Origin of the sequence: Spirosoma sp. 48-14 (assembly GCF_001898575.1) — a bacterium.
Taxonomy (GTDB): domain Bacteria; phylum Bacteroidota; class Bacteroidia; order Cytophagales; family Spirosomataceae; genus Spirosoma.
In genome coordinates this window covers 14,576-26,894 of record NZ_MKUD01000072.1, presented here as the reverse complement: position 1 = coordinate 26,894, position 12,319 = coordinate 14,576, and the positions used below count along the sequence as shown (strand labels likewise).

General features: G+C 44.1%; 11 protein-coding genes. 10 read left to right on the top strand and 1 reads right to left on the bottom strand.

The features are described from left to right. Positions 1–50 precede the first annotated feature (50 nt). The 7 genes from topA (at position 51) to BGO59_RS30375 (ending at position 9,408) form a co-directional block, all read left to right on the top strand. Entirely contained in the window at positions 51–2,732 is a 2,682-nt protein-coding gene (topA, locus tag BGO59_RS30405; RefSeq protein WP_293690503.1) for a type I DNA topoisomerase, read from the top strand. 115 nt (positions 2,733–2,847) lie between these two features. After that, on the top strand, positions 2,848–5,133 hold the full coding sequence (locus BGO59_RS30400; RefSeq protein ID WP_293690501.1) for a family 20 glycosylhydrolase: 2,286 nt from the start codon (positions 2,848–2,850) through the stop codon (positions 5,131–5,133). An 18-nt stretch (positions 5,134–5,151) separates the two neighbouring features. Then, positions 5,152–5,841, top strand: a complete 690-nt coding sequence (locus BGO59_RS30395) for an NAD-dependent deacylase (protein WP_293690499.1) — start codon at positions 5,152–5,154, stop codon at positions 5,839–5,841. 304 nt (positions 5,842–6,145) lie between these two features. Beyond that, complete coding sequence (locus BGO59_RS30390; RefSeq protein ID WP_293690497.1) at positions 6,146–6,433, top strand: DUF2695 domain-containing protein; 288 nt, start codon at positions 6,146–6,148, stop codon at positions 6,431–6,433. Between the two features lie 412 nt (positions 6,434–6,845). Then, on the top strand, positions 6,846–7,568 hold the full coding sequence (locus BGO59_RS30385; RefSeq protein ID WP_293690495.1) for a DUF4375 domain-containing protein: 723 nt from the start codon (positions 6,846–6,848) through the stop codon (positions 7,566–7,568). 169 nt (positions 7,569–7,737) lie between these two features. After that, positions 7,738–8,226 (top strand): hypothetical protein, encoded by a 489-nt coding sequence (locus BGO59_RS30380; RefSeq protein ID WP_293690493.1) that lies wholly within the window; start codon positions 7,738–7,740, stop codon positions 8,224–8,226. 828 nt (positions 8,227–9,054) lie between these two features. Then, a complete protein-coding gene (locus BGO59_RS30375) occupies positions 9,055–9,408 on the top strand; it encodes a hypothetical protein (protein WP_293690491.1) in 354 nt (117 codons plus the stop codon). A 321-nt stretch (positions 9,409–9,729) separates the two neighbouring features. Here the strand turns inward: BGO59_RS30375 and BGO59_RS30370 are convergent, their stop codons facing one another. After that, positions 9,730–10,053 (bottom strand): helix-turn-helix domain-containing protein, encoded by a 324-nt coding sequence (locus BGO59_RS30370; protein WP_293690489.1) that lies wholly within the window; start codon positions 10,051–10,053, stop codon positions 9,730–9,732. A 140-nt stretch (positions 10,054–10,193) separates the two neighbouring features. Between BGO59_RS30370 and BGO59_RS30365 the strand changes: the two genes are divergently transcribed. From BGO59_RS30365 to BGO59_RS30355, 3 genes are all read left to right on the top strand, one after another. Next, entirely contained in the window at positions 10,194–11,048 is an 855-nt protein-coding gene (locus tag BGO59_RS30365; protein ID WP_293690487.1) for a CPBP family intramembrane glutamic endopeptidase, read from the top strand. Further along, the gene (locus BGO59_RS30360; RefSeq protein ID WP_293690486.1) at positions 11,045–11,287 is read left to right on the top strand and encodes a cupin domain-containing protein; all 243 of its coding nucleotides are present in this window, start codon (positions 11,045–11,047) and stop codon (positions 11,285–11,287) included. Before BGO59_RS30365 ends, BGO59_RS30360 begins: the two co-directional genes overlap by 4 nt. 294 nt (positions 11,288–11,581) lie before the next feature. Next, positions 11,582–12,307, top strand: coding sequence for a YoaK family protein (locus BGO59_RS30355; RefSeq protein WP_293690485.1), 726 nt, complete (start codon positions 11,582–11,584; stop codon positions 12,305–12,307). Positions 12,308–12,319 lie beyond the last annotated feature (12 nt).

Here is a 12,319-nt window from a genome sequence, read left to right as displayed (position 1 = left end):
TGCTTTGCGACAAAACAAGCGCGGAAATCGCATCAACCTGAAAAACCGATATGTCGAAAAACTTAGTCATAGTGGAGTCGCCGGCGAAGGCGAAAACCATCGAAGGCTATCTGGGTAAGGATTTTTTGGTAAAGTCCAGCTTTGGCCACGTACGCGATCTGCCCAAAGATGGGCTGGCCGTCGATGTTGCCAATGGCTTTCAACCCTCGTATGAAATATCCCCCGATAAAAAGAAATTAGTCAGTGAACTCAAATCCCTGGCAAAGTCGGCGGAAGAAGTCTGGCTGGCCACTGACGATGACCGCGAAGGAGAAGCCATTTCGTGGCATTTGAAAGAAGCCCTGGGCCTGCGCGATAATACCAAACGCATTGTTTTTCGTGAAATCACCAAAAATGCGATTCTGAACGCGATTAAAACGCCCCGAACCATTGATGTCGATCTGGTCAATGCCCAGCAGGCCCGTCGTGTTCTGGACCGCTTAGTCGGTTATGAACTGTCGCCAGTGTTGTGGCGGAAAATTAAAGGCGGGAGCACAGGTTTGTCGGCAGGTCGGGTACAATCAGTCGCTTTGCGGCTAGTGGTCGAGCGCGAACGGGAGATTGACAAACACTCGACAAAATCGTCGTTTAAAGTCACGGCTCAGTTTATTGTCGATGGCTCTAAGGTGTTAAATGCCGAGTTACCCAAGAACTTCCAAACCTCCGCAGAAGCGCGTAAGTTTCTGGAAGCCTGCATAGGTGCTACGTTCACGATCAAGAATCTGGAGGTAAAACCAGCCAAAAAATCCCCCGCTCCGCCGTTTACAACCTCTACCTTACAGCAGGAAGCCTCGCGTAAACTCAGCTATTCGGTAGACCGCACCATGCGCCTGGCGCAAAACCTGTACGAAGCCGGTAAGATTTCGTACATGCGGACCGACTCGACCAATCTGTCGCAGGAGGCCATTGATAAGGCAAAAACCGAGATTGAAACCGAGTTTGGCCCTAAATACGTACAGACTCGTCAGTTTAAAACCAAAAATGAGTCGGCCCAGGAAGCCCACGAAGCCATCCGGCCAACCAATTTCAACGACCGGAATGCGGGTGCCGACCGCGATCAGAAACGACTGTACGAACTGATCTGGAAACGCGCTATTGCCTCCCAAATGGCCGACGCGCAACTTGAGCGGACCATCGTTACCATCGGCATTAAATTCGCTAATGGCACGCAACTTGAGCAGGATCTGAGTTTCGATGTGTTTGGCGAGGATTACGATCCAGCCAAACAGGTTAAATTCAATCCGCAGGCGCAGGCCCAAAATACAACCTTCCCCAGCGAACTCGTCGCCCAGGGTGAAGTCATTAAATTTGATGGGTTTTTACGCGTTTACCTCGAATCGAAAGACGACGAGGACGATGAAGAGGCTAAAGGGATGTTGCCACCGCTTACCATTGGTCAGGTGCTAAACCTCGGCCAGATGAAAGCCACGGAGAAATTTACCCGCCCTCAGCCTCGCTATGCCGAAGCATCGCTGGTAAAAAAGCTGGAAGAAATGGGCATCGGCCGCCCGTCGACGTACGCACCGACCATTTCGACCATCATCAATCGGGGCTATGTGATTAAACAGGACAAGCCCGGTCAGGAACGGAAGTATCAGGAATTCACCCTCCAGCAGAATCACATTACCGAAACCAGTGGTAAAGAAACCTTCGGCTCCGAGAAATCGAAGCTCTTCCCAACGAATACGGGGATTGTGGTGAATGATTTTCTGGTCGAATATTTCCCCGACATTGTTAATTACCAGTTTACAGCGACGGTTGAGAAAGAGTTTGACGAAATTGCTGATGGCAAGATCAACTGGCAGAAAATGCTGGAAGGTTTCTACGGCGATTTCCACAAAAATATCGAAGAAATTCAGGGATCGTCGGTTGGGTCATTTAAAACCGGAGCCCGCGAATTAGGTCTGGACCCGGCTTCAGGAAAACCCGTATCGGCCCGACTGGGTAAATATGGTGCTTACGTACAGATCGGGGAAGCCAGCGATGAAGATAAACCGCGGTTTGCGAATCTGCGCGATGGCCAACTCATTGAAACCATCACCTTGCAGGATGCCCTCGATTTGTTTGCCCTACCCCGCGAAGTCGGTTTCTTCGAAGACAAGGCTATGACCATTGGCATCGGTAAGTTCGGCCCCTACGTGAAGCACGACGATAAATACGTTTCCCTGACGAAGGAAGATGATCCGTATTCGATTGATGCTGAACGGGCTATTCAGCTCATTCAGCAAAAACGAGCCGAAGCTCTCGGCGAATCACTGGGCGATTACCTGGGCAAACCCGTTACCACCGGCAAAGGTCGCTTTGGTCCGTATGTAAAGTACGATGAGAAGTATATTTCGCTTCCCCGGAATGAGTCGATAGCTGGACTATCGCTTGAACGGGCCATTGAACTGATCGAAGCCAAACGCCAGCAGGAAGCCAATAAATACATCAAGGAGTTTGCCGAACGCCCGGAAATCAAAGTGGTGAACGGGCAATATGGGCCGTATCTGGCTGTTGGCAAGCGAAATGTCCGCATCCCGAAAGATGTTGACCCCGCAACCCTAACCCTTGAAGACTGCCTGGCACTGGCGGGTGACGACCCAGCCGCTACGAAAGCCCCGGCGAAAAAAGCCGCTGCCACGAAAGCGTCAGGTAAAGCGGCTGCCACAAAAAAACCGGCGGCAACCAAGAAAGTAGCCTCGAAGAAATAGAATTGAGAACAGTTCTTTACAAACAGCCTTCCCCGACCGGAAGGCTGTTTGTTTGATACACCATTGCGAAATCATCGCTATTTTGCAGAAAAACCATCGTTGTATCACGGAACGCATGAAACATTTCCTGCTTTTTTTTCTTGTACTGTCCACCACCGCTTTCGCCCAAACTGATAATCAATATAACCTGATTCCCTTTCCTGCCCGTTTTTCGGGACAAAATGGCCAGTTTACCCTGACTAATACCACCCGGATCGTGATCGCCCCAGCCACCGATGCCAGTGTTCGTAGCGTGGCACAAACCTTTGCCGGACAGGTCAAAGCAGCGAATGGAGTTTCACTAGCGGTAGCCCCGTTCAATCCGGCATTAGCCAAAGGAGCCAACATTTTCCTGACGTTAAATAAAAAGTTGAATCTGGGTGACGAAGGCTATAAACTGACGGTAACCACTGGCAAGGTACTGGCTGAAGCCGCAACTCCTAAAGGCCTTTTCTATGCCGCTCAAACCATGCGACAGCTGTTGCCAGCCGGTCAGGGTGCACTGTCGATGCCAGCCTGTGCCATCACCGACAAACCTCGCTTTGGGTACCGGGGCCTGATGCTCGACGTTGGCCGGAATTTTATGCCCGTGTCGTTCGTCAAGAAGTTTATTGACCTGATGGCGATGCACAAGCAGAATACGTTTCACTGGCACCTGACCGACGACCAGGGCTGGCGTATCGAAATCAAAAAATACCCCAAACTGACGCAGATTGGCAGCAAACGGGCCGAAACGGTCGTCGGTCAAAACTACCAGAATTACCCGCAACAGTTCGATGGGAAGCCCGTTGGTGGCTTTTATACCCAGGACGACATTCGGGATGTGGTCAAATACGCGCAAAGCCGTTTTGTAACGGTTGTTCCCGAAATCGAAATGCCTGGTCATGCTCAGGCGGCTCTGGCAGCCTACCCCGAACTGGGCTGCGACCCGGCCAAAGGGTATACAGTTCGTACGCAGTGGGGCATTTCGGAGGATGTGTATTGCCCATCGGAAAAAACCTTCACGTTTTTGCAGGACGTATTGACCGAGGTGATCGCCCTGTTTCCCAGTAAATACATCCATATCGGGGGTGACGAATGCCCGAAAACGGCCTGGAAAGCGAGCGCGTTTTGTCAGGAGTTAATCAGGAAGAATGGGCTTAAAGACGAGCACGAACTCCAGAGCTACTTTATCCGGCGCATCGAGAAGTTTCTGAATACAAAAGGCCGGTCGATTATTGGCTGGGACGAAATCCTGGAAGGGGGTCTGGCTCCTAATGCTACAGTGATGAGCTGGCGCGGTACAACGGGTGGTATTGAAGCGGCCAAACAAAAACATACTGTGGTCATGACGCCCACCAACACCTGCTACCTCGACTACTACCAGGGGAACCCCGCTACTGAACCGCTGGCTATTGGCGGCTATCTGCCACTGGATCAGGTCTATGCCTATGAACCCATGCCCACCGAACTATCGACCGATGAACAGAAGTATGTACTGGGCGTACAGGGGAATATCTGGACTGAAATGATGCCTACGCCCGACGTTGTTGAGTACATGACCTACCCACGCGCGATTGCCCTGGCCGAAATTGGCTGGATGCAGGCCGGACCGCACAACTTCGAGGATTTTGCTCAGCGGCTCAAAAACCACCTGCCTAAACTATCGGCTATTCCCGTCAACTACGCCAGGCGTCTGTTTGATATTTCGGCCAGTACGCAACCCAACGATCAGGGACAACTTCAGGTGAAACTAAACAAACTGGATTCGGACAGCCAGATTTTTTACACCATCAATGGCAAAGAACCGAATGAAAAAAGTACCGAATACATCGGCCCTTTTACCCTAACCAAAACCGCAACGGTCAAGGCCATGACTCCCACCGGAGGGCGCTTAACGCAAACATTTACGCTTCACAAAGGCAAGAATAAATCCTACAAGTACACAATAGCCCCCGATCCGACCGCCGACCCAGCCATGACCAAATTAACCGATGGTGTTCGGGGAGAAACGCCACGCGATAAGCGTCAATGGGTGAATTTCAATGACGACATGGAAGTGACACTGGATCTGGGCGATGTAACGAGCGTAACCAAAGTATCGCTCAACTTCCTGAAAATCATCCTCCAGCAGACCTTTCCACCTACGTCGGTCGATATTGCGCTATCCAAAGATGGCACGGAGTATAAAGAAGCGATCTCACAGCCCGTTAAGTATGAGCTAACTGGTCCCTGGGATATTTTGCCGGTCGTGGCCGATTTCAAAACGGCCCGCGCCCGCTACGTTCGCATTCGCGCTAAAAACGCAGGCGTTTGCCCACCCGACCATCCACGGGCGGGACAAAAAACGAAATTTGCAACGGATGAAATTGTGGTTGAATGAGCCATACCAGCTAAACGTATGAAAAAAATTGTTGTGCTCTCTGGTGCTGGTATAAGTGCTGAGAGCGGTATACCAACCTTCCGGGCTTCCGATGGCCTCTGGGAAAATCACCGGATTGAAGACGTAGCCACGCCCGAAGCCTGGCAACGCAATCCTGCACTGGTGCAGGATTTTTACAACCAGCGCCGAAAACAGGCCCTGTGCGTAGAACCGAATGCGGGACACTATGCTCTGGTAAAACTGGAGGAGCAATACGACGTAACGGTGATTACGCAGAACGTCGATAACCTCCACGAGAAAGCGGGGTCTTCGAAAGTCGTTCATTTGCACGGCGAGTTATTCAAATCGCGCTCAACCGTAGATGAATCATTGGTATATGACATTGAGGGTTGGGAAATAAAGGAGGGCGACCTCTGCGAAAAAGGTTCGCAACTTCGCCCACATATTGTTTGGTTTGGCGAGGCCGTACCGATGATGGATGTTGCCCTGGACATCACCTACGAGGCTGACCTATTCATTGTGGTTGGAACGTCGCTGAATGTGTATCCGGCGGCTGGCCTCGTCTATGCCGTTCGGGACGGCGTGCCCATCTACGTTGTAGACCCCAATATCCCCGATATGCACAAACGCGCCAACGTCACCTTCATCCCCGAACCCGCCACCATCGGCCTGACGCAATTAGCGGATGAATTACTGGCAAAAGCCTAACTCCCGCTCGCATTTTGTATTTTTCTTGATGATATTCATTGCGTCAATACAGAGCTATAAAGTTGTATTGACGCAATGATTACATCTTTTATTGCGTCTATTTACGAGTTGGGCGAACCATACAGCCAGTGCTTCCATTTCCAGCTTTCGTGCGACAGGCGGCACGTCTCGTAACAAGGCGGTTTTAGCTCGTTAATCGGCTCCGGTCGACACCAGAAACGCTCCGGTTAGGTCAGTTTGAAATCCCCATTTTCAACTCTCCAGCGACAGGAAGAACTTCTTGAAAAGGAAAACTTCACCCAAGATGAACGAGAAAGACAAAAAGAAAGCGCTCAAAAATCAGTTCAAACAACAAGAGTTGAATGCCTTTCGACAGTCGCTCCCGATATCCGTCGACTTGTTTGAACAACTTTTTGACTTCTTAGATGAACACCTTGACCAGGAGACAGGAGTGGATTTTAGTTTAACTCGGAAGTTCTGTGATGAAAATGACCTCAACTTTGCTACGTTGCAAGCGTGGCTTATTCAAAATGGCGCAGGTGACGACGCCGAGGTACTGTGGAATGTTGAAGAGCAATTTGAAAAGCTGTAATTTCAGCTCTTGTGCGACAGGGGGCACGTCCCGTAGGAAAGCGGGGCAGCCCAACCCAATGAGGGTGTAAAGGTTGGTAATGGTTTGTGTTCAGGAACGTAGCGTACTCATCCATCAACCCTCATGGTCGTTGGGTGGAGCCGAGCAGATAGCGCTTCAAAGTCTGGCTCGCGTGCGACAGGCGGTATGTCCCGTAACTGGGCGATTTAGCTCGTTGGTCAGCTTCCATCGACACGAGAAATGCCCCTGTTTGGGCCAGCAAAAAGCGTGTTTATGACGTAGTGTGCGACAAAGGAAACGCCCCAGTTAGGGTAGCCAAGAAAGCGCATTGGGCACGTAGCGTCTTACACGAGAAACGTTCTGGTAGGCCTAACTTTGTAACAAATTGTGATTAACAAAACTTGATAGAGGAATGAGTGGAATTTTGGGAAATGATTGGTTAGATTGGTTATTAAATATTGCTGTTGTGCTAGCAGTCGGTAGTTTCGTTTGGAGGTTTATACGTAGTAGATTAAGAATCGTTAAACAATTTGACATAAACCAAGGAAATCAATCGAAACTCATCCACTCGGTAACAGTAGAAAAAGAGCAGATGAATGATATTACTATTTCTCACAATGCGAATAGCTACGATTCAATAGGAAATGCGATTAATGAATATACCGAACTCCTCTTTGACAACATGGCCAAAGAGCACAGAGGGGAAGAACGTTCGCATGAGTTTTGGCTTGAGCTTACCAGAGGCCAAAAAGTATTTTGGACCTATCTCGTTTTTGAAGGTGAAGTCGATAACGGTGGGCTTTTTCAGTTTATGCATAATTCGCCTGAGCATCTTTACGCAGCAAGACAGATGATGGTTGAACTAAAGCAGGAAAGATTGCTTACCGATTACAATATATTTTTAAAAGAGGTAGAAGAAAAGCGAACGCAGTTAAGGTGGAATACATGGCGTTCAAATAACCCATTTTACAGTCAGCAAAAGCGGCTTCAAGCTTTCTCAGAAGGCTACAAAATTTTGAAAACTCCCGAAATTATCGAAGCCTATTTCTATGAGGATGATTTTAAAGGGCAATGGCGCAAAGCTATGTGTGACTATATAAAACGAAACGCTGATCAATACGCTGTGCTAGCATGATTCGCTCGGCGCCTGTCACCGTTCCGGCGACAGGGAGCACGTCCCGTGGGGAAAGTTGGGGCAGCCCAATGAGGGTGTAAAGGTTGACACTACGTTTGTTGTCTTGGGTGGTTTTTTCATCCATCAGCCCTCATGGTCATTGGGTGATAGTCCATAATTATAAAATTCTATGGTCAGTTTTCAGGCGACATTGGAGCGACTCATTAAGAAAGGTTGGAAAAATGTTTTTGACTTTCGGCTGACAGGTAAACCACCTCGGTCAAGAGAAATAATCGATTCTGCGCATGTACCATTAAGTGTAAAAACGCAAAAAAAGGAAAGCTTAGAGCTTCTATTTCTCAATGAGAAATATGTGAACGAAAATTATAATGATTTCATGAGCCGATATTCGGGTTTCGGTGAAGACTTATATAGTTTGCTAAGTGAACAGTTGCCAGAGGTTTTCAGGAAGCTAACTTTTTACAAGGGCATAGTTTATCAAACAGAAGATAGCTATGCTGTATTTATAGGCGAACCTGCATTTGGAATACAACTTGACCCGCTAATTGAAGTGATTGTTATTTGGACACATGATGACCATATTGAAATCGGTTATTGGTGGGAAGATCCCTGTGCTGAAGCATTACGATTTATAAAAGATGTTATACTTGGTAAATAGCTCCGCGTGGGGTAGTTCTCTGGTGACAGGAAGCACGTCCCGTAGGAAAGTTTGCAGCCCAACCAAACAGGGGTGTAAAGATTGACGCCATGTTCGTTGTCTGAAGTGGTTTCCTCATCCATCAACCCCTGTGGTCGTTATGTGCAAAAGCAAACCTCTCAATTCAAAACCGCTATACTCAATATAGATTTAAGATAAAGGAAGAAGCAGATAGTTAAGATAAATTTTACGTAGTAGTTAACGGAATACCCAACAAGGATTCCTTTTTTTCTGACTACATATATAAATCAGCAGGATTTTACGATGATGAAGTAATTGAAGTTTTAGTAAATCATTCATTTAACAAAATTAAAAAAATACTTCACTAAATTTGGTTTAATCTTGACAAAGATTGGTGGAATGATTGGCTTGACTTTGACATACACTGCGACAAATATTTTGAGGAAAGATATCCAAGAACTAGAATAAACTTAAGAGTGGAGACAGAGCACTGTCAAAAGCATGGAGTTTAGTAGAATTTCCAAAAGCTCTTGCGTTGACAGTAGAGAGTTACAATAACCCCCAAGTTTCTTATTTTCAAGTAGATGAAGAATTTATTGGAAATTGATTTGGTATTGAATTCATTATAGATAATGCTGATTCGATAATAAAGACACATGTTAACAATTCCTTGATAGTTTTAAAAGAGATAATTTTCAGGACAAACAATTATCTAATCGCAAATATTGACAAAGAATCAATAATAACTTTTTTCCATTTTCTGGAGTCAATTAAAACAGCATATAAACAGTATTTAATTTAATTTAATTTACTCAGTTTGTCGCTGATATGGGATTAGAAATTGATACAGAATTGAGAGAAACTTCAAGCTCAACAACACTATTTAAAATAATACCACACAATAAAGAGGAAGCACTAGCAAATATCAAAGAGGCATTATCCATTTATTTGCAAGCTCCTAGTATGGACGATTTCGAAATTCAAACAACTGAGTTTAAGGATATGGTTGTAACACAATGGCAAGCTAATATCTTTCATCTAAAATCACAACTTGCAATTTCAAAGACAATGTTACAAGCTAAAGATACTTTAATTGAAAACTTACAGTTGTCGAATTATCAATATCGCCAAATAATAGAGCATAACCTCCTGCAAAGCAGACAGAAAAAGACGAGGAACTAATAAAAGACATAGTGACAATAAAGAAATTTGATGGGAAAGGTTTTTCGGTAAACTTTCCAGAAATCGTGTCTTTAAATAAAAGCTTCTGCACACAACATTGGTATTGCCAATAGTGGGGCTGGATATCGAAGCAATCAGCAGCGGTAATTCTGCTGTGCTTTGGTTCGGGGCTCGACGAATAAAGCCCAACTTTAGTTCTTTATATTTAACTTTATTAAAAAGCCAGCAGCAGTTCCGGCGGACGGAATTCTATTTCCCCACCATCGGCAATACCTGCCCGTTAGTGGCAAGCATATCGTAACACCCTGAGAATTGTAAGTTTCAATTTGCTGACATTTGCTTTTCACCCCAACTTCTCATTTGACTAATAAACGGAATTAACTCTTTTCCTGTATCGGTAAGTGAATATTCAACCTTCGGTGGAACTTCCAAATAAACTTTTCTAACAATTAGTTCATCGGCTTCCAATTCTTTTAGCGTTTGAGTAAGCATTTTTGGTGTTATACCTACCACTGCTCTTTTTAATTCCCCATATCTCAAAAAACCATCTCTCAATACCCATAAAATTCGGCCTTTATACTTTCCACCTATTCGTTGGAAAGCATAATCAACTGCACAATGTGCCTTTTTAATTTTATTCTTCATTCATTCTTAAGTTTAAATCATTGATAATCAACAATAGTACCTTTTTAGTATGTAAGATACTTTATTGTACATACTTGCTGTAAAGATAATAAGGAATTTTCTTTGTATAAAATTTCACTTACAATAAATCAAAAGAAACAATGAATGCATCAATTAAAAAATTCCTGCATTTTCCAATAACAAAAATTATCGTAGGCATTGCAGTCCCTTTTTCTCTATTCGTAGTAATTCAAAACTTTGTATTAAAACCTTTTTTTTACAGCATTATTTCAGAAAAAAGTATTGCTGACCCGATTATTATTTTTATTTCTTCAATACTATTATTAGTTAGCTATTACTATTTATTCCGGTTATATGATAAAAGAAAAATTACCGAACTATCTCTGAACTATTTACCTAAAGAAATGTTTGGAGGTTTTATTTTTGGTTTTTCGACAATCTCATTATCTATTTTCATTTTATACTTATTAGGCCACTATCAGGCTTTTAGTATTACAACTACTCACTACTCAGCAAGAATGTTTACTGTATTGCTATTTGCTGCGATAGTTGAAGACTTATTTCACAGGGGATTAATCCTAAGAGTATTGGAAAATTGGTTAGGTACCAACATAGCCATTGTCATTGCAATGTTGGTAGAATTACAGCACGTTTCCAATCCCGTTTCCAGCTTACTTAGTCTTCCTTTATATTTGATTTGGGGGTTTACTATGGCAATAATGTTTATCTATACCAAAAGAATTTGGCTACCTTATTTCTTCCATATTGGTTGGAATTTTTCTCAGCCTTTTTATGGTTCCAATCTCACAGGGGCAAATGATTTTGGCAGTATCATTCAATCAAAATTTACGGGACCAGAACTATTAACAGGGGGTGCATTTGGAATTGAGGGATCAATTTTTACACCAACTTTTTTATTGCTTATTGGAATAATACTTTATTATCGGGTAAAAAGAGAGGGTAAAATTGTGAAAAGCAAACTATTTAAAAGATGAATTCGAAATATGCGTTTTCAAATCTTAGCAACTATTTTTCACCAGGGATTATAGGTGAAGTAAATGACCAATATAGTAAAGTCGTAAAAATAAAGGGGCAAGAAGTCCCTTGGCATATTCACGAAAACGAAGATGAATTGTTCTACGTTGTAAAAGGGACACTTCTAATGGAAATTGAAAATCAGCCTGACCTGATATTGAAAAAAGGCAACTTGTATATAAAAGACCAATTCTGTTAAAGCAATATGAATCGATTCATCTAGTCAAAAAATACCAGTCACCAACATGGAATTTACAATAGTTGGGCGGGCGGAATAAACCTCAACATTTGTAATCCTAATCAGCTTCAGTTCAGGCAGAAGGATTTCTATTGAGCACTAGCGTATTATCATCATCTTTTGTAATTTTATCGGGCTTTGATTACGGGCCGCCGGAATTCTAACCCTAACCATCGCAAATACCTCGACGTTAGATGCCCTATATAACCCGCCGTAAATAAAAAAATGTTCAGGCATAAAGGGAAAAGCAGAAGTTTGAGACAGAATTTAGGCATTGCCTCTATTCTTTCCTTTGTGGCTGGTATTGTCAATGTAGTTGGTTTTCTGGCCGTTCAGAAATTGACCACCAATGTGACAGGGCATTTTGCGCTTATGGTAGAAGAAGCTTTAAAAATAAATCTACACCAATCCTTCTATTATTTTCTCTATATATTTTTCTTCTTTTTAGGCTCTTTCTGTTCAAACCTGATTATCCAGATCACTGAGAAGTTGATGGATAAATATATTTTTATTATTCCCGTCTTATCCGAAACGGTTATACTGACAAGTATTGCGTTGCTGAGTTTTGACTATATCCTCGCCAATCCAAACCTGATTGCCTGCTCGATGCTGTTTGCCATGGGGCTTCAAAATTCATTAGTTACCACTATTTCAAGCTCGGCCGTACGAACGACTCATTTAACAGGATTATTTACGGACTTAGGGATAGAAGTTTCTCAGCTCTTTTTCTTTAGAGCAAAGGGCCAACAGGCCAAATTAAAGGCGGCCATCAAATTAAAATTAACCATCATAACCGCTTTTTTTCTTGGCGGCATTTTGGCGGGACTATTGTATTCAGAATTCAAAATGAAGACCCTGCTCATCGGTTCATTCACCTTGCTCGTCGGCTTAATTATCGACTATATTAACGTACAAATCAGGCTAAAAAAACTAAAACAGAAAAGCATGGATCCTTCCAGAAACTTTAGCCAGATTGATTAAAATCGCATCAGC

Bases quoted from the DNA above. Each gene is read 5' to 3' on its own strand.
- BGO59_RS30370 (WP_293690489.1), bottom strand. From the start codon at position 10,053: ATGAAGAATAAAATTAAAAAGGCACATTGTGCAGTTGATTATGCTTTC.
- BGO59_RS30390 (WP_293690497.1), top strand. From the start codon at position 6,146: ATGAACGAGAAAGACAAAAAGAAAGCGCTCAAAAATCAGTTCAAACAA.
- BGO59_RS30360 (WP_293690486.1), top strand. From the start codon at position 11,045: ATGAATTCGAAATATGCGTTTTCAAATCTTAGCAACTATTTTTCACCA.
- BGO59_RS30385 (WP_293690495.1), top strand. From the start codon at position 6,846: ATGAGTGGAATTTTGGGAAATGATTGGTTAGATTGGTTATTAAATATT.
- topA (WP_293690503.1), top strand. From the start codon at position 51: ATGTCGAAAAACTTAGTCATAGTGGAGTCGCCGGCGAAGGCGAAAACC.
- BGO59_RS30395 (WP_293690499.1), top strand. From the start codon at position 5,152: ATGAAAAAAATTGTTGTGCTCTCTGGTGCTGGTATAAGTGCTGAGAGC.
- BGO59_RS30365 (WP_293690487.1), top strand. From the start codon at position 10,194: ATGAATGCATCAATTAAAAAATTCCTGCATTTTCCAATAACAAAAATT.
- BGO59_RS30400 (WP_293690501.1), top strand. From the start codon at position 2,848: ATGAAACATTTCCTGCTTTTTTTTCTTGTACTGTCCACCACCGCTTTC.
- BGO59_RS30375 (WP_293690491.1), top strand. From the start codon at position 9,055: ATGGGATTAGAAATTGATACAGAATTGAGAGAAACTTCAAGCTCAACA.
- BGO59_RS30380 (WP_293690493.1), top strand. From the start codon at position 7,738: ATGGTCAGTTTTCAGGCGACATTGGAGCGACTCATTAAGAAAGGTTGG.